The organism is Pedobacter sp. KBS0701 (genome assembly GCF_005938645.2).
In the GTDB taxonomy this organism is placed as follows: domain Bacteria; phylum Bacteroidota; class Bacteroidia; order Sphingobacteriales; family Sphingobacteriaceae; genus Pedobacter.
The window spans coordinates 1,908,530-1,926,734 of record NZ_CP042171.1 but is presented as its reverse complement, the minus strand read 5'-3'; the positions used below and the strand labels follow the sequence as shown (position 1 = coordinate 1,926,734).

Annotated in this window: 18 protein-coding genes; 5 read left to right on the top strand and 13 right to left on the bottom strand. The window is 40.0% G+C overall.

The features are described 5' to 3' along the window. Window positions 1-92 precede the first annotated feature (92 nt). The 8 genes from FFJ24_RS07610 to FFJ24_RS07575 all read right to left on the bottom strand — a co-directional run bounded on the left by FFJ24_RS07610 (window position 93) and on the right by FFJ24_RS07575 (window position 7,078). On the bottom strand, window positions 93-842 hold the full coding sequence (locus FFJ24_RS07610) for a hypothetical protein (protein WP_138820888.1): 750 nt from the start codon (window positions 840-842) through the stop codon (window positions 93-95). Between the two features lie 24 nt (window positions 843-866). Next, entirely contained in the window at window positions 867-1,247 is a 381-nt protein-coding gene (locus tag FFJ24_RS07605; protein ID WP_138820887.1) for a hypothetical protein, read from the bottom strand. A 37-nt stretch (window positions 1,248-1,284) separates the two neighbouring features. Then, window positions 1,285-2,151 (bottom strand): subclass B3 metallo-beta-lactamase, encoded by an 867-nt coding sequence (bla, locus tag FFJ24_RS07600; protein WP_138820886.1) that lies wholly within the window; start codon window positions 2,149-2,151, stop codon window positions 1,285-1,287. 175 nt (window positions 2,152-2,326) lie between these two features. After that, a complete protein-coding gene (locus FFJ24_RS07595; RefSeq protein WP_138820885.1) occupies window positions 2,327-3,328 on the bottom strand; it encodes an alpha/beta hydrolase in 1,002 nt (333 codons plus the stop codon). A gap of 189 nt (window positions 3,329-3,517) precedes the next feature. After that, complete coding sequence (locus tag FFJ24_RS07590; RefSeq protein ID WP_138820884.1) at window positions 3,518-4,021, bottom strand: RidA family protein; 504 nt, start codon at window positions 4,019-4,021, stop codon at window positions 3,518-3,520. A 51-nt stretch (window positions 4,022-4,072) separates the two neighbouring features. After that, the gene (locus FFJ24_RS07585) at window positions 4,073-5,251 is read right to left on the bottom strand and encodes a serine hydrolase (protein ID WP_210419482.1); all 1,179 of its coding nucleotides are present in this window, start codon (window positions 5,249-5,251) and stop codon (window positions 4,073-4,075) included. Between the two features lie 380 nt (window positions 5,252-5,631). Next, on the bottom strand, window positions 5,632-6,423 hold the full coding sequence (locus FFJ24_RS07580) for a hypothetical protein (protein ID WP_138820883.1): 792 nt from the start codon (window positions 6,421-6,423) through the stop codon (window positions 5,632-5,634). A 25-nt stretch (window positions 6,424-6,448) separates the two neighbouring features. Then, a complete protein-coding gene (locus FFJ24_RS07575; protein ID WP_138820882.1) occupies window positions 6,449-7,078 on the bottom strand; it encodes a carboxypeptidase-like regulatory domain-containing protein in 630 nt (209 codons plus the stop codon). 301 nt (window positions 7,079-7,379) lie between these two features. Between FFJ24_RS07575 and FFJ24_RS07570 the strand changes: the two genes are divergently transcribed. Genes FFJ24_RS07570 through FFJ24_RS07560 form a run of 3 tightly spaced genes read left to right on the top strand, consistent with a single transcriptional unit; the run spans window position 7,380 to window position 10,573 of the window. Further along, window positions 7,380-9,383: a sensor histidine kinase gene (locus FFJ24_RS07570; RefSeq protein ID WP_138820881.1), complete on the top strand. Its 2,004-nt coding sequence runs from the start codon at window positions 7,380-7,382 to the stop codon at window positions 9,381-9,383. After that, the gene (locus FFJ24_RS07565) at window positions 9,376-10,005 is read left to right on the top strand and encodes a response regulator transcription factor (protein WP_138820880.1); all 630 of its coding nucleotides are present in this window, start codon (window positions 9,376-9,378) and stop codon (window positions 10,003-10,005) included. Before FFJ24_RS07570 ends, FFJ24_RS07565 begins: the two co-directional genes overlap by 8 nt. Window positions 10,006-10,036: 31 nt before the next feature. Further along, window positions 10,037-10,573: a hypothetical protein gene (locus tag FFJ24_RS07560; protein WP_138820879.1), complete on the top strand. Its 537-nt coding sequence runs from the start codon at window positions 10,037-10,039 to the stop codon at window positions 10,571-10,573. Window positions 10,574-10,633: 60 nt separating this feature from the next. On the opposite strand, the gene FFJ24_RS07555 is transcribed toward FFJ24_RS07560, so the two are convergent. Next, window positions 10,634-11,611 (bottom strand): NmrA/HSCARG family protein, encoded by a 978-nt coding sequence (locus FFJ24_RS07555; RefSeq protein WP_138820878.1) that lies wholly within the window; start codon window positions 11,609-11,611, stop codon window positions 10,634-10,636. Window positions 11,612-11,713: 102 nt separating this feature from the next. Between FFJ24_RS07555 and FFJ24_RS07550 the strand changes: the two genes are divergently transcribed. Then, window positions 11,714-12,085, top strand: a complete 372-nt coding sequence (locus FFJ24_RS07550) for a helix-turn-helix domain-containing protein (RefSeq protein WP_138820877.1) — start codon at window positions 11,714-11,716, stop codon at window positions 12,083-12,085. A 42-nt stretch (window positions 12,086-12,127) separates the two neighbouring features. On the opposite strand, the gene FFJ24_RS07545 is transcribed toward FFJ24_RS07550, so the two are convergent. Together FFJ24_RS07545 and FFJ24_RS07540 are read right to left on the bottom strand one after the other, a co-directional pair. After that, window positions 12,128-12,820 carry a response regulator transcription factor gene (locus FFJ24_RS07545; protein WP_138820876.1) on the bottom strand — a complete coding sequence of 231 codons (693 nt, stop codon included), beginning with the start codon at window positions 12,818-12,820 and terminating at the stop codon, window positions 12,128-12,130. Then, window positions 12,807-14,261, bottom strand: coding sequence for a sensor histidine kinase KdpD (locus FFJ24_RS07540; protein ID WP_138820875.1), 1,455 nt, complete (start codon window positions 14,259-14,261; stop codon window positions 12,807-12,809). Before FFJ24_RS07540 ends, FFJ24_RS07545 begins: the two co-directional genes overlap by 14 nt. A gap of 109 nt (window positions 14,262-14,370) precedes the next feature. On the opposite strand from FFJ24_RS07540, the gene FFJ24_RS07535 reads away from it, so the two are divergent. After that, on the top strand, window positions 14,371-16,755 hold the full coding sequence (locus FFJ24_RS07535) for an outer membrane beta-barrel protein (protein ID WP_138820874.1): 2,385 nt from the start codon (window positions 14,371-14,373) through the stop codon (window positions 16,753-16,755). A 264-nt stretch (window positions 16,756-17,019) separates the two neighbouring features. Here the strand turns inward: FFJ24_RS07535 and FFJ24_RS07530 are convergent, their stop codons facing one another. Beyond that, window positions 17,020-17,721: a sulfite exporter TauE/SafE family protein gene (locus FFJ24_RS07530; protein ID WP_138820873.1), complete on the bottom strand. Its 702-nt coding sequence runs from the start codon at window positions 17,719-17,721 to the stop codon at window positions 17,020-17,022. After that, the gene (locus FFJ24_RS07525; protein ID WP_138820872.1) at window positions 17,718-18,146 is read right to left on the bottom strand and encodes a FixH family protein; all 429 of its coding nucleotides are present in this window, start codon (window positions 18,144-18,146) and stop codon (window positions 17,718-17,720) included. Before FFJ24_RS07525 ends, FFJ24_RS07530 begins: the two co-directional genes overlap by 4 nt. Between the last annotated feature and the right edge of the window lie 59 nt (window positions 18,147-18,205).

The window sequence follows — 18,205 nt, the reverse complement described above, 5'->3', positions numbered from 1 at the left end:
AGCCTCAATACCCCCGTTGCACTAAGACTTGTGCTAGTATGGGCTAAAACATCATCAAAAGCCTTGAGCAAACAACCATAAAATAAAAATTGTTAAGCCTGATCTGACGGATTCATCATTTTATTCAGTTGCGACCTTAATCCTATGAATATTGGAAGGGGTGGCAATTCATTAATATTTTTCTTGGTAAACATCTCCTCTATGAGTAGGCCTTTATCGACTTCAGCAAGCTCCCACCAGACAGCAGGCTGTAAAAACCAGTGATCAGAACCATAAAGCATCCAGCTTTCAATCATCGCAATCATCTTCATCGGATGCTCGGTGTAGCGCCTGAGATATGATTTCAGGTGTTCTTTCATTTTATGATGCGTACCAATAATTACATAGGTACGGTTATGGTAAGGAATCACATTTATTATTACCTCTACATTCACCTTTTTTGATCTCGTCTGCGCTATAAACTCACCTCTTCCTGCCAATGCACACGGAATAACCCAATCCATCCCTACCACCTGGAAAAAGATCTTCTGAATTTTTGCTTTACGAATATCATTAAAGATTTCCTGATAAAAGACATCCAAATGAAGCAGATTCGTTTTAATTTCTTCAATTGCCGCATTTAAAGACCTTATCCGGTGATCCCGATACTCATGAGTAAACTGTTTCATTTGCTCGGGTAGTACCCCTAAAGCAATTGCTTCTTTGCGAATCATGTCATTTAAGGTTTCGTCGCGAAAGGTGACATATTGTGATTTACGTAGCACAAAACTTTTCAAAGAGCGTTCATTGGCTATAATTTCCCGGCAGATCGTCCGGTAAAGCTGAAGCCTAAAATCCTCCACTTCCTTCAGATCTTTCCTATCCTCTTAAACGCCGAATAACTGCTCATGGCCGGGACAAAACCCGGGAAAGGTTGACGCTTCATTAAGACCTATGGGAATAAGATCCATTACTTCCCGTCTATAATCAAATTTAGGGGTTAACAAGTGATTATCCTGGGCTATGCTTCGTAGTGATGCTGATTTCTGTATGGTATGTGAAGCCTTGACCGCGCTTTGATCACATCCTGGATACATGCAGATATTACTATTCTTCCAGCCAAGAGAAAGCATGTATTTAGGATCATAATGAAACCGCTTTGATCGAGACAGATCATTGAAAATAATATCCTCATCCTCATGATAAGCATTCATTGCCTTATCCATGGCGAGGCCTACTTTAGCTAATAACATACTAGTCAGATCCATATAATTGCCTTGGGTATTAGTTCAGTAGGTGATATTTTTACCCCTTCCCAATTTTCTTATCATATTCTACCTGCAATTCATCAATATAGTCATAAAAGCTTTTAACATCCATAAAAGCAGCCGGATTATAGGTATCTCCGGGTTTATGTTTTTGAAGGAGATCAAACTGTACGCCGTGTGATGCTACCCAGAGGTCGAACTTTAAGTTCTTCATACGCTGTAAGGTGTAGGCATAATCTTTTGCAATATTAGGATAGGCAGGAATATCTGCAAAATTTTTCTCCGTAACGATAGTCGGCAAATTCGCGATCAGCACCCAGTACTTTCTTTTTTGATCATTAACAGAGAGCAGAAAACTACATGAACCTTTGGTATGCCCGGGGTGGTGAAGCATAATTAGTTCCATTCCTCCTAACCTGATGGTATCATTGTTGTGCAAGATGCGGTCAACTTTAACAGGCTTAAAAACACAAAACTTTCCATCCAGGTCATAATCCGAAAGGCCACCATCAGCCGCTACTTTTGCATCTGCATCATCTACCATGAACTTAGCCCCTGTAGCTTTCTTGATTGCAGCCATTGCGCCCAGGTGATCAAAATGTGCTTGTGTTGTTAATAATATTTTGGTGTCTGAAAGTTTAAAACCCAGCTTTTTAATATTTTCCCCAATAAGCCTTTCTGATGATGCCAGTCCGGTGTTGATCAGAATATTTCCTTCTGGCGTAGCGATAAGATAACAAGCCAGATCGGCTGTGCCCACATAATACAGATTACCCACAACCCGAAAAGGAGGAAAAGGCTTTGACCATTCAGGGTGATTTTTTGAAGATGGTTCATGCACTTGTTGTGCCTGCATGAAGTAGTAGCTGTGCAAAATCAGGATAAGTAACAGGATTCTTTTCATATATAATATTATGGCCTAAAATTTTCAGTGTAAATGATGTAGTAAATTACTGTAAGCGTATTATAATCTGACTATTCTCTTCTCCCTGGTTTTTGAAAACGATGCGATATTTCTAAGCGTTGGTATCTCGAAAACTGTATTACTACCTTCAAATTAATAGGTCAGATATGATGTTTTATTTTTGAGGTAATATTTTATTCACCATATCATTGATTGCGGTTTCGATAACTTTTGGCTGTTCCTGATTAATATAATGACCGCTATTTGGTATTAAGATCTGTTTGCTTTCCGTGGAAAGTGGCAGAAAATCTTTTTGCATTTTATTCCACGCACTTAGCATCTCTGTTTTCAGTTTTAAATCTTTGATGGAAGAATCAAAGCGCTTTTCATCTACGGCAGTCAATACATAAAGAGGAATATTGCCAAAAGATTTTATTTTTGATGCTTCATTTTTGATCGAACGCATCTGATCCTGTTCCTCCAGTAATGCATCAGCACTTTTGTACAGCAGAGCGGGCATTATGGTGTTTTGATATTCATATTGTTTATTATTGGGAAACATACCTTTGAACATTAATCTGGCGAGCCCAAAAGTGTTGGCGAATTTTAGAAAGCTACCTGGCAAACCCTGATTGACCATTTTGAATAGTTCGGGAGATAAATATTTTTCGTCATCGGGGCACTGACTATCCACAAATATTACGCCTGCAACATCTTTCGGATATTTGTTGACAAAAAACCGGACAAGTGTTCCTCCAAAGGAATGGCCTACAAGAATATATGGTTTTGGGGCGTTGGCTTTTTCCAGCATAAGATGTAATTCTTTAGCCATTTCCTCACCTGATTTTGGATTTTTACCTCGCTCACTCCATAAAATCCCGGCCCTGTCATACGAGACGCTTGTATAAGTGCTTGGTAATTCTTGTTGAATATTGTACCATTGCAGATGTCCGGCCGGATCGAATGCGGTTTCAAATACAATGGTTGGGCCGCCGTTCCCTCTTTTGTAATAATGAAGACGATGATCTTCAACTTCTACAAACTGGCCATCAGGTTTAATTTTTTCAGCTTCATTCCGTGATATTCTTTCAAAAATAAATCCGATCAGGAGCAACAATATTAGCAAGGTAACTAAGCCCAGGACTATACGTTTGGTCCATTTTAGAAAGGTCTTCATATTTTTGTTTTATTATAAATGCTGTTAGTTTTAGTGGGAATTTTTCTGATACAATTGGATTTTCAATTTCTTCATCATCTCAGATAAAGTATTTTTCCATCTTGTTAAGCTTACATTTAGCATCCTGAAATGGCCGGCAACTTATGATAAAATTCAAGCCCTGGCAAAGAAATGAGCATTGCTTACATTTTATTCCTCAATACCTTCGAGATGTGCAATTAGTTCGATTTCCAGCTTTGAATCGGGCTCATATAGTCTACTGACCTGAACCCAGCTTGCAGCAGGAAAGTCGTCTTTATAAAACGCTTTCCTTGCACCGTTATACTTTTTCATCGCTTCAATATCGGTAGTGTAAAGTGTTTCTTTAACAACATTCTTTGAGGAAGCACCAAATGCTTTAAGGCATTGATTAAGCCTTTCATAAACCTCGCTGATCCCTTTTGGACTCAGGTCATTTGTAGGAACACCTGATATGTAAATTACCTTGCCGGATTTAACAACCTGGGCATATCCCGCTGTTGTATTTTGATCTTTACCACTGCCCCAGTGCCATTTCTCTTTAACTGTTGTTAGCGGCTTCTTTTCCCGTTTATCTATAGCGGTATTTTCATTCTTACCGTTTTTGCAACTGCTACTGGCCAGCATAAACAGCAACAGAGAATAATGAATCAACGGTTTATAGGTTTTTTTCATCTAAATGGTATGCTATTCTAGTTTTAATTATTCTCACCGGTTTCGTATATCCTATCCTCTAAGTTTAATGCCGTATCGATAGAGATCTTCATAAATTTCAAAGAATTTATTTTCTTCCTTTTCACTTAACGAAGTATTTATAAATAAGATAACGCCAACTTGCTTATTGAGATCAGAAAGCATAAAAACCCTTACTCCTGGGTCCGATCCATTGTGTCCGATCCTGGTAGCCCCCATCTTTGTCGCCCAAAAAATACCTGAATTCAGTGATTTAGGTTTTACATTTTCAGGTTTATTGGCTTCATCAAACTGGAATCTGAGCATTTCCATAACGGATTCTGCTTTTAATACCTGCCTGTTTTTGTATTTTCCATCATTTAAAAGGCAGATAAAGAAGTTACTTAGATTATCTACCGAGCTGCGAACACCTCCATCCGGATAGGTAGTGCAGCCATACAAAGGAATCTCCCTAACGTTATTATCCTGTTTTTTGTAAAGTTTGGTATGCTTTTTCAGGTTTATCTCTGACATAAACCATCCGGTATCTTCCATTTTCAACGGACCGAACAGGTATCTTTTACTGTATTCGTTCAATTTTTGACCCGTTCTGACTTCAACAATATAACCCGCAAGTGCAGCACCAATATTAGAATATTCACGGAATGTTCCGGATTTGTGATTAAGGAAGTTCTCTTTCGAATAATACTTTCCACCGGGCATAAAATAGTTCTGCAGAAAATCGCCCAATACCTGTGGGGAATCTTTCCCGTTAAAATAAAGGCTGTCGGTGTAAAAAGGATACCTGTCTGTAAGTCCTGAAGTATGAGTAGATAAGTTTCGAAGGGTTATTTTATCTTCCGGAAAATAAGGATTGTGAATTTTGAAGGAAAGATAGTTGTTTATATCCTCATCCAGGGAGAGTTTGCCCTGTTCTACAGCTTTCATGAGGCAAGCACCGGTTACCGTTTTAGATACTGATGCGATGTTCATCAGGGTTGATGTGGTGAAAGCTGCACCGCTTTGTATATCTGAAAATCCATATCCTTTTTTCCAGACAACTTTTTTATCGATGATAATGGCTGCACCAAGTCCGACAATCCCACTTTCGAACATTCTTTTACTCATCACGCTATCAATGTCCGTTTTGCCAGTGTTACTTTGTGCAGCAACATTTGTAGTTAGCAATAATGTTATTGTACAAAAAAGAAGGATGTTTTTATAATCATTCATAAAATTGATTGTCGAAATTTAAGTTAAAATTTAATAACTGGTTTATTTAACTTTACCTGATTTAACATTTTCATCATTTCGTTTTTCCGGTTTTACTCACACCTCATCACTGATCAATAAGAACGATTTTTTTTTCGTCTTCCAGACGGTACCATCTTTGCATTAACATTCCCGCATGCGTGAGATCCGATAGCTATCGGATGACGGCTGAACTAGTGGATTCTGTCAATGATAGCTTCCCGAAGTTTCGGAACAAATAGTCAAAGGACCTCTTTTAAATGCTTAAAGGCGTTTTGATACTTCGTAAAGCTCAGTACAGGCTAAGCTCCATATTGACAATTAACAGTAAAATTACAACTTATTATACACCCCATCATTTCCTATTTCCTAAATCCCGAAACTTTAAAGTTACTAACCAATACACCTGCATCGTTAGCATATTCCCAGGGTGCGGAGATATAAAAGTTTTTTGCCGCAGCAGGACTAAACAAAATGGTATCGGCAAGCTTTACATTGTTGAGATAGACAGCCATTCGTTCACCTTCAACAGAAAGCACAACATGAAGCGGACGGTTGAGCCAAGGGGCCAGATCAAAAGTGGTATTTACGAATTTTTCAGGCTTATTGCTGCCTATATTAACCTGGTTGGTATCGTAATAGTGGAGCTGCACGTAAGTACCAATATTGCTTTCGTACTGACGAACACTGTTATCGCTTGCAAAACCAAATGACATTGGAGCAATGTCCTTTATCTGGTCTGCTTTTGCAATGATATCAAAAGATAAGGTAAACCGCCTAGGATAGTTGAGCTGACGGGAAAATTTGTAGATCGCTTTATCCCTTACATCCATCCATTTCCCATTCTGCCCTTTTGCTGTTACAATAGTAGCCGCTCCGTTGGTTTTGAAACTTGTGGCAGTGGCACCGGATTTAGATACCGAAAAATCTTCTGCGAAAATCAGCGAATCACCAGTCACGATATGGCTGTTGCCTGAGTTAATTGCAGCTCCGGATTTTTCTGAAGCGGTATTTTTATCAATCTTTTTTTCAACGGCCTTTGTCACTTTCTCTTTTGCTTTATCAAGCAGTCCGCCGAACTGGGCATGTACTTTAATTCCTGAGATCAGTAATAGCACAATTATAACCCCCGTAATTTTTTTATCTGTTAACATAATGTAGGTTTATTGTTTTGTGAATTTAATGCAGTTTGACCTTAACAATCTCTCCGTTCTCCTTTACCTCTACGAACACCTCAATCCGGTCCTGGATATTTTTGGAATATTCTTTTTGCTGATAATAATCGGTTCGCCCTCCATAGTCGTTATACCCGCTACCTGTGTAGGCATTATACTTGCCCCTCAGGGTATAATCCAGCATACCCTGCAGGAAGTATTTACCAGGCTTCATGTCTGGAAATGTGAATTCCCCGTCACTATTTGTGATTGCTTCAAGCCTATATCTGTAAGCTTGATCAGAAAGATAGACAAAACGTTTTTTCCTGATGTTTTCTTTATCTTTTCTAAGCCTGTACCATTCTTCAAAATAAGGTGTTACCGGTAAAAGCACTACCTTCATTTTGTTAGCCAGTATACGGGGTGAGAACGGAACGCTATATCCAAGCGGATGTTTCTGCTTCGTATATGCTACACCTTTAATAACACCACTCCCTTTTGCCAACATTTTTTTTGCCTGCAGGGAGTCGAATGCCATCTCCGGGCGGAAGATCTCCACCTTATCTTTTTTTTCCGGTTCTTTGTACTGTGCCGAAACTACAGCTGTTGCTGATATTACATAGAGAAATGTAAGGGCATATTTTTTCAGCTTCATGGTATTGATTTTATGGATTAATAACTGTCGGCTAATAGTCACTTTAGCTGAAAAAGCTTCTTTCAAGGTTATTGTTTTCATAGTTTCATGCTAATTAAGGTATGAGGGCAAAGCTATTGGTTGTATCAGCCAAAAGAAATACCAATTTTTACCGTTTTTTTTCTACTGGTTTTTAGGTATTTTTCATAACAGATGGATGAAATGATGAAGGGTTGGGAATTATGTCTCATATTTACAGGTAAATTTTCCTTACCAAAAGATAACCTGATCTACGGCTAATGAATAAACTTCTTTTTTAATCATGATAAAATTTTTTCTATTCCTGATAGGTATTTTGGTTTCATTTAAATCTGTTGGTCAACAGCAGGTTCCCCTTAATGAGCAGCATTATCTGGATAGCCTGCAGCACATTCTACAGAAAAAAATTACAGATAGCTCAAGAGCGAGCACCAATTTTCTATTGGTAGAATATTGGAAATTCAAAGATACCTTAAAGAGTAAAGCCTACCTGGAGGCAGGTACAGCTGCCGCCAAAAACGATAAATTTTTAAATGCACTGGCACTCTTCTCTAAAGGGCAGTATTATTTTAACTGGAACAAAGCGAAGGCATCCGATGCTTTTAAAAAAGCTGCAGAAGCACTTTCTCCATTCAACACTAAAATCGCCTATGCAAAGCGGGCTGCATCATGGTATAATTATGCCTTGATGAATGTTGACAAAATGGGATATGATTTTATGACGAAAATAACCCTGGAAAAAGCTATTCCTATTATAGAAAAGACGGGCGATCCGGCACGCATTGCTTACTATTATACGCAGCTTTCCACTATCCTGATGAACAACTACCAGTTTTCAAAAGCGACGGCCTATAATGAAAAAGCCATCGCCTTACTGGAAACCAAAAATCCTGGTTCTACTGATCTGTTGTTTTCCTATCTTTCAGGGGTAAGCATCTATTGTTATGACAACCAAGCAGACAAAGCCCAGGTACTTCTGGAAAAGGCACAACGGCTGCTGAAGCCATACCCCACCTCTCTAAACTATCCGATATACTATTATAATGAGGCGCTTTACTATACCACTAAAACATTATACGATAAAGCACTCGCAAGTATAGATAAAGGAATTCCGCTGGCTAAAAAGTATAACCAGAAACAGGTCTACCAACAATTTTTTTTCAGCAGATATGATATCTATCAGAAGCAGAAAAACTATGCCAGGGCCCGGCAGATATTACTGGATATTGTTAAAGAAGGAACTTTGACTGCCAAAAGTAATGACAGGGCAACGATTTATTCGGAACTGGCAAAAATGAGTGAAAAGCTAGGGGATTATAAAGAGGCATACCGCTGGCTGACTAAATACAGGCAGACGAATGACAGCATCAACACTGACCAGACAAAAGTAAAGATTAATGAGCTGGAGACAAAATACAGAAGCGCAAGAAACCAGCAGAAAATACAGGTACTGCAATCGGAGAACAAGCAGGCCCAGCTTAATGCCCGAAACGACCGTTTATACAGGCTTATACTTGGTTTGATCTGCCTTTTTCTGCTTCTTTTGCTCGTTTTCGTTCTTCTTACGGCCCGGAGCCGGCGCAAGCTGGCACAGCAGAAGGAGATCAATTACAAGCAACAGCTTAGCGAAATGGAAAGAAAACAACAGCTCAAAATTACCAAAGCCATGCTTGAAGGTGAAGAGCTCGAAAGAGAACGGGTTGCAAGGGATCTTCACGATGGCCTGGGTGGCATGCTCTCAGGAGTTAAAATAGGACTTTCAGGCTGGACAGACACACAGCCAGGCATCTCCGAAGATAAGGACCTTCATCGCATTATCGGACAATTGGACACCTCGGTCACGGAACTGCGCCGCATTGCCCGCAACATGGTACCCGAAACCTTATTGAAGTTTGGTCTTGAAACCGCTTTAAAAGACCTGTGCGAATTTTACATGCGTGACGGTTTGCACATCACTTCAGAAATGTTTGGCATTCAAAAAGATATTGCGATGAATGTGCAGCTGAACATTTACCGAATCGTGCAGGAACTCATATCAAATGCAATCAAACATGCCCATGCTGACAACCTCATACTACAGTGCAGCCAGAACGAAAATACTATTTTTATTACTTTTGAAGATAATGGCCGGGGTTTTGATATGGACACCCTTTCTGATAAAAAAGGAATGGGCCTGGATAATCTTAAGAACCGCATCGCATTTCTGCAAGGGAAATTTGAAGTGCATTCCGCTCCTGGCGAAGGAACAAGTATAGATATAGAACTTAAAACCAACATCAATGAATAAACTGCTTACTGTTATAGTAGATGATCATCCCATTGTTATTGAAGGGCTTAAAACCCTACTTAAAAATGAAGATAATCTGGAGATTGTAGGCGGCTTTTCAAACGGCTTAGAGCTACTCTCTTATTTAAGCAGGAACCCCGTAGATCTTGTCCTGCTGGATGTTACCCTGCCGGATATTGGCGGTATGGAACTCTGCCAGATGATCAAAGAGCAATCCGCTGCTACAAGTATACTTATCCTCAGCAACCACACTGAGCGGAGCATTATTATGCAGACCATACAGAACGGTGCCAGTGGCTACCTCCTTAAGAACAGTTCACTTGAGGAGCTTCGACAGTGTATTGCAGCGGCAGTGAAAGGAGATATCTGTTACAGTAAGGAAGTAGTAGAAATTATCAGCCGCCCAACTAAGAACCAGTTACGCAACACACCACAGCTCACCAGAAGGGAAAAGCAAATCCTATCGTTCGTGGCGCAGGGAAAGACCAGTCAGAATATTGCCCAGGAACTTTATTTAAGTCCGTTAACGGTAGATACCCATCGGAGGAACCTGATACAGAAGTTTGGAGTCAAAAATGTCGCCGAACTGATAGCAGCTGCCCACCAGCAACAATTGTTATAGAACTACTGACTATCAATTAATCAATCATACTATGAAAACAACTGCATTCAGATTAACATTGCTATTTCAACTCTTCGCGCTATTTTCTTTTGCGCAGAAAAATGCTGGTCTTAAAACCCTTTTAAATAAAAATTCTGAATTTATCTTTCCTCAAACGCCAGATAAAATTTCTGCAATATTAGGCGTAAAAACCGTTTTTTATGAAGATGCTAACGAGCAGCCCTATGCAAAGTGGCAAACCACATCAGGGCTGGAACTATACTGTAGCCTTGGGGAAGACAAAAGCATAACAGAAATGTTTTTTAACATCGCTGACGATCAACCAATTGAGGTAGAAGGCATGCCCTTTAATTTGGTGATGAACAAGACAACCCCTCAACAAAGTGCTTTAAAATTCAGCAGGTACAAAATCAAGAAAGAAAAGCTTGATGAGGATGGCGAATATCCTGGAGGCATAAGACTTTTTTTTAAGAAGGACGATCATTTTATCACCCTTCTTTTTGACAAGAAAAATCTGCTTAAATTTTTGTCGATAACAAATGAGATCATCGGTTCCTCCGTCAATTGATTTTGGAGATGGGTTTCTATATTTCGCCAACATTTTCGTTTAAAATTCGATTGATTCTTTTTAGTACATAAGTTTCTGACCCTTCCACTTGGTTTTGCGTAAAAACGCTTCCCAATTTAGTGTCCGCGGATTGATCTGCCGGCTCCATTGCAGGTCACGCTCGTTACTGAAGTAACCATATTCTACAGCAAATTCTGCCATTCCTAAAATCTCTCGCAACAAAACATCATTTGAAGCAAATTCCGGGAAATATTGGAGCATTTCCTGCCTTTTATATGCCGAACGGTATTCAGCTTTTATACCTGTCACTTTGGTAAAAGTATCAACCATTTCCTGCGGGCTAATGATATCACCAATTACAGGTAAGGATTTGCCTGAATATTTATCCGGATTTGAAAGAATCTCTAAAACAGCAGGTCCGGTTGCAGTAAGCGGATCTACAAATGGCGCAGCAAAATTTTTCGGTAAATAAATCGGAAATACAAGCGTATCACCTTTTAATTGAGGGTTATAAAATTCCATTAAATTAGTAAAAAAGAAAGCCATATAGATAAATGAACTTCTTACAGGTAAAGTGCGGATATATGCTTCAACCATGGCTTTATCTGTGAAATGCGGTGCGAATAATTTTCCATCTGTTAACTTGTCTACATTTTCCAGACTACTAAAAATGATTTGTTGCACCCCCGCCTCAACAGCTGCATCTGCCAGTTCTTTACCCAATTCAAATTCGTAGGTAGCCGGCGGAGCAATGTTCGGCGTCATCAGAAAAATGCTATCTGCGCCACGAAATGCTTCTGTAAACTCTTTTTTATACCCAAGGCTGAGCGGTAAGCTTACAAGCTCAACGCCTTTTTCCGCCAGTTCAACTGCTTCCGGAATATCAAGCCGGCGGGTTATACCGCGAATACGGTAAGCGCCGCTTGCCAGTAGGCTATGCGCAACACTATAACCTTGCTTGCCCAAAATACCAACAATGGTAATGAGCGGTTTTTCAATTTGTGAAGTTGCGTTATTTTCTATTGAAGTATGTAACATTTTTTCTTGATTTTTAAACTATCATTATTATAGTTGCAAAAGTATTTTGAGTAATTTACATTTGCAATAACTATCAAAACAGATAGGCCTGAAAAATTGAAGATGAAAACAGAATGTGTAGGCGATTATGTTAAACTAAAAGGAAAAACGTACCCTTGTACGGTAAGCCTTACGATGGATTTAATTGGCGGAAAATGGAAGGCGGTAATTTTGTACCATTTAAAAAACGGACCTAAACGATATAGCGAGCTCCGCAAGGAAATGCCCTCCATCACCGAAATGACATTAAGCCTTCAATTAAAACAGTTGGAAAAAGATGCTTTGGTACTAAGGAAAGTGTATGGTAAAAAGCCACCAATTAAGGTTATTTACAGTTTAACTAATTTTGGAAAAGGTTTTGTTCCTGTTCTGGAAGCCATTACGAACTGTGGCAATGACATTGTGTGTGAACATGGAGAGTTTATCAAAGCCTGATCGCGTTCAGCATATTATTATTGCAATAGTAGGAAGCAACAGTCAACAGATCAGTTTATACCCCACTCCCCTTAAACTGATGATCTGTACTTCAGGTTCACTTTTCAGGAGTTTGCGCAGGTGCGCCATAAAAACATCCATACTGCGTCCATTGTAAAAACTGTCTTCTCCCCATATTTTAATCAAAGCATCCTCCCGTTCCAAAATGTTGTTCCGGTTTTTCAATAGTAATTCGAGCAGAACGGTTTCTTTATAGGAAAGTGAATATTCGCCTGCAGAAGTTTTTAATTTTTGGCCAACAGGATCAAGTTCACAGTTTCTGAACTGGTATTTTTTATTTACCTCATTTTCACCCTTATTCGCAGGACCAAATCTATTTAACAGCGATTCCATCCGCACCAGCAACTCATCAATACTGAAAGGTTTTTTAAGGTAGTCGTTACCTCCGTTTTTAAATCCCATCACCACATCTTCGGTAAGGGCTTTGGCACTCAAAAAGATAATCGGAATATTGGGATCCGATTTTCTGATTTCAGCCGCCAGTGTATAACCATCTTTTTGCGGCATCATGATGTCGAGCACACAGATATCGGGTTTTTCTGCTACAAACTGTTTCCAGGCAAGCGCCCCATCAGCAGCAAGATTAACCTCGTAACCACTGCTGGTTAAACCATCGAGGACAATCCGCGCCAAAAACGGCTCATCTTCAGCATATAAAACCTTAGTTTTCTTCATACATTGGTAAAATGATCATAAAATTACTTCCTTTCCCTATTTTGCTCTGCAGTGCAACACGTCCGCCGTGGAGTTCCACCACCTGTTTTACATAGTGAAGTCCCAGGCCTGATCCTTTCACATTGTGTATATTATCCTGGTTAAAAATCCTGAAAAAGCGCTCAAAAACCTGCTGCTGATAAATTTCATTTATCCCCGGGCCGTTATCTTTAAAACTGATTGTTAATTCATGATCAGCAATGCTACAGGATACCTCAATTTTAGCATGAGGAGGAGAATATTTCAATGCATTATCGATCAGGTTATAGCATACATTCGAAATATGCATGACATCACCCTTGATAAAAACAGGTTCATCCGATTGCAAAAGTATAAGTTCTGCATTTTTCTCCTGCACCTGTATATCCATAGCGTAAATAACCTGTTGCAGTACTGGCTGAACATCGAACAGACTAAACTGTAGTTTCGTTTTTCCAAGATCCATCTGCTCCTGCTTTAGCACTTTTTCGATCATCGCCTGCAACCGCTGCAATTCGTGGCGGCTGATATTGATGTAATTCTCCAGTTTTTCGGGTTCATCAATTAAATGATACTTGCTGATCGATTCGAGGGCAACAGCAATCGTCGAGATCGGGGTTTGGAGTTCATGCGTCATATTGCTCGTAAAACTCATCCTCGCCTGCGCATAAAGCTGCTGGTTTTTCATCAGTCTGATGAGCAGGTAAAACGCTGCCGCCGTAAGCACCAACATCATAAACGACGAAATGAGGTAATATTTCATCTGATAAATGATCAGCCAGGTAATGCTTGGCACCACCAGCTGATACCTGTTTTGAAACTTAAGGTTATAAGTATATTTCCCGCTTACGAAAGCAGAGGAAGCATTAGTAATCGGCTTTCCTTTCACCAGTTTCCCATCTGAATAATCGTAAAGGGCATAATTTCTTCTGATAGGCATACCCAATTGATCGAGCTTATGGTTCACTAAACTATCCATTACTTTCAGGTCGCGCTGATCTTGTAACGAAACTTCCCGTTGCGATTTGCCATCGGTAATGGCTGAAGATTTATGGTCGAATTTCAGTTTAGCATCATTCAGAAACGACATTTTCATTTCCACTACCGAGCTATCATTGGTAATCCCATAATGGAATCGGCTCCGCAGATTGTCGACCTTTAGTTCATCAAAAGCCTGCCTTAGGGCCAACCACTCCTGAGAAAGGAAAAATTGCTGAAAACGGGCACTTTTCTCGTGTCCTTTGGCAATGCTCCTATAGGTGATCTGCCGCGAAGCATCACTAACGATAGATTCGAGCATTGTAGCAACAGATTTCTTTTGCGCCAGATACAATTGCCTTATCCACGCACACTGCAGGCATAGACTAATGATCAGTGTAATCACCGCCAAAGGAAAAACATATCTGGAAGTTAGCCATTTCATCCCCCTAAATTGAACAAATCATTTTATCAATGGAAGTTTGGGCAGAAGATTTAACCATATTTAACCGATATTAACCTTGCTTTACACGGTTAGCCATTAGTTTTGGAACATGAAAAAGTTCCTCTTACTCCTTCTCTTATATTTCCCTCTGATCACTTTAGCGCAGTTGCGTAACGGTTTGGTAACTGATAAAACCGGCGAACCGATTGATGGGGTAACCATTGTCCTGCACCATGCAGATTCGACCGTAGCCGTCCAGATTTCAAAAAACGGGCTGTTCAGTTTTCAGCAGCCTTTTATAGGCAATTATGTTTTAACGCTGAAGGCCGTTGGATATAAAGATATGAGCAAAGCAATAGGTCTTCCGATGGATTCAGTCACGATAATGATGATCAGTGACGATAAAACGCTGGATCAGGTCACGGTATCCGCTTCAAAACCGCTTATTGTAAGAAAAATCGACAGGGTGATATTCAATGTCGAAAACAGCATAGTGGCCAGTGGTGCTACGGTTTGGGATGCGCTGGGTAGAGCACCTGGCGTACAAACGCGTTTTGATAGCGGGGTAACGGCAAACAATAAAGGCGTGGTGATTTATATGGATGATAAACCCATCAGGTTATCGGGTGAAGATCTGGCGGCCTACCTCCGGAGTTTGCCCTCAGATAATATTGCCAAAATAGAAATTATGGCTAATCCAACTGCCAAATACGATGCCCAGGGTGGTGCAGTAATCAATATTATTTCTAAAAAACCAAAAGGTGATGGTTTTAATATCGTACTTTCTGCCGGTTATACCCAATCAACCTATAGCAGCTATAATCCGAGTATGGTATTCAATTATCGGAAAGACAAGCTGAATGTGTACGGCAGTTACGGCTACAGCAGGCGTAAAAAGGACCATACAGAAAATGAATATGTTATTTTCGACTCGCCTGAAAATTACTCGGATTGGCGGAATGATAAATCGGGAATACGCTCGGGAAATGCCAATAGTTATAAAATTGGTGCCGACTACAACCTCAGCAGCAAACAGGTAATTGGTATTTTGGTAAATGGCTACAATGGGAACAACAGCAGGCCGAACCAGGTGCTAACCACGATTGTAAATAACTATAAACCATTACCAGATTCAATCCTCCATACGCAAAACGTTTCTAATGGAAAAGTTTACCAATATAGCTTTAACCTTAATTACAAGATTAAACTGGATACCAATGGCCGGAATATTAACGTAGATGTGGATTATGTGCCATATCAGAACAAAAACAGTCAGCAGGTAGATACTTATGGCACGTTGGCCAACGGCAATCTACTTTCCGACAATTACCACATCTTTACTCCATCTAACCAGAATATCGATATCTATTCGGGAAAACTGGATTATACGGATAAGTTCTGGAAGAAATGGACCTTTGAATCGGGACTGAAATACAGCAGTATCCGTACCCGTAACAACTTTGATTTTTATAATAATCAGGCCACTGGCCCAGAATTGATACCGAACCGCAGCGACCGTTTTGAATATGCAGAAAATGTATCGGCTATTTACGCGAGTATTAGTGGAGATGTAGGTAACTGGAGCTTTGAAGGCGGTTTTCGTGGCGAATACACCCGGACAAATGGCCAATCAATGGTATTAAACACCAATAACCAAAACAACTATTTTAAGCTTTTCCCAACACTTTTTGTGGCGTATAAAATGAATAAGGACCATGAAATAAACCTCACTTATAATTCGAGAATCAACAGGCCTGAATACTGGAGGCTTAACCCTTTTAAATCTTACACCAGTCCATACACCTACCTGGAGGGCAACCCGGCATTGCAACCTGCTTTTATATACAATGGCGAACTGGGTTATACCTACAAACAGCAATATAATATTTCATTTTACCTAAGGCGGGTGGTTGATTATTTTAGTAATATCACGGTACAGGATAATGGCTCAAAACTCTTTTATGATACCCAGAGGAACCTCGATTTAAGCCAGGAGACGGGCTTTTCAGCCTCCTTTCCGATCCAGGCGGCTTCATGGTGGGAAATCAACAATTATGCACAGGGCTCCTACCGCCAGGAAAAATCGGGATATTTACAGGCCCGCTACGATTATCATGTATGGGGCATTTATCTAAGTTCTAACCATGCTTTTACATTAAATAAAGCTCAGGGTTTAAAAGCAGAAATCAGCGCATGGTACTCTTCCCCTACCATACAGGGTATTTATAAGCTTGCACGGCTTTACGATGTGAGTGCTGGTATGAGCAAAAGTTTGTTAAAAGGTAAAGGAACTTTAAGGCTGGCTGTAAACGATATTTTTTATGGAAATGCCTACCGGATTGATGTTAATTATGAAAATCAACGCAATGGCTTTTACGAGCAAAACGATACCCGCAGCGCTACCTTAAGTTTCTCGTACAGGCTGGGCGGTAATCCTACAGCAGCGAGGAAAAGAACTTCGGCAAGTGAGGAGGAGAAGAAACGCACGCAGTAGTGAATTATGTTCATTAGTTCACTGGTCATTGGTTCATGCAAATCGGTTAATCGGTTAACAGATCATTGGTTCCTACAAAAATCGTCATTTCGAGCGAAGTGGAGAAATCTTTTAACTTAGCTCACAGATTTCTCCATTTCGCTGCGCCTCAGTCGAAATGACGATCGTATTATAAGATTTATCTAAATCTTAAATTCTTAATTTCTTTATATGGTCGATGATTCAATCGGTTAATCGACTCCCAACGCCCAACTCCAAACCCATTTACCTGCACTCTATCGAATGCCCATAACCGCCTGTATTTTTGGGAGAAAAAAACGGAATGCCCAAATCGGCGGAGCGCATGATGAGTAAAGCGCCCATAAAAAGCATTAGCCAGGGAATAAGCTTATTGGTGTTAAAACGGATGTATTTTTTCAAAAAGATTCCCCCAAGCGAGATCATGAGCATTAATGGGGTGGTTCCGAGGCCGAAAAGAAACATAAAAGTAGCACCCGATTGAACATTGCCCGTATTTAATGCCGTTGCCAGGGCCAGGTAAACCATGCCACAGGGGATAATGCCATTAAGCATACCTGCAAACAATCCCCATAATTTTAAATTAAATACCTTCCCCATTAATTTGCTCAGCGGGTTCATCGCCTTTAACTGAAGCGTTGAAAAACGGTTTCTATATGTTTTATTTAACTGTAAAGCGGTGAATAGGATTAATCCCGAACCAATAAGTATACTCAACGTTTTCTGATCACTGAAAAGGCGTATGCTGTTTCCTAAAATGCCAACCAGCAAGCCTAAAATGGTATAAACAGCAATTCTACCCAGCTGATATAACAAAAGCTGAACCGCACTATTAAAGAAATCCTGTTTTCTGAAGGGCATGCCTAGCATAATGGGTCCGCACATTACCGCGCAATGGAGGCTTCCAAACAGGCCCATTAAAAATGCCAATGGCAGATAGTCGGTCATAAGGTAATGTTATTTTTAAAAAGATATACTTTGCCCTCTGCATGCCATGAAAGGTTGATAAACCACATTCCCTTAGCCATTTTTGTTTTATCTACCAGGATAAGATGCGAAGCTCCGGTGGTATTTCCTTTTCGTTTAACATCATCATCGCTATTGGCGGGCCTCATCAATACCAGCTCATATTGCGCACTGTCTTTTAACTGTATTACAATTTGGGTATGGGTAATGGTAATTTTAGGCCTGGCATCATCGTTTAATACATTCTGTTTGGCATCGTATTCTGCATTGTAATTGATTCCCTTTTCGTAATAATTTTCTTCGATCAGGGCGTCCCTACCGTGCACATGGAACATGTAAATCACCATCCCCACGATAAATAGCATAAATGCAAACATCCCCATTACTATTTTTGTTCCCCAGTTCATACGTTTTGTATTTAAATTAATGATTGAATGAGTGAGTTTTGAATGAGAGAATGTTTAAA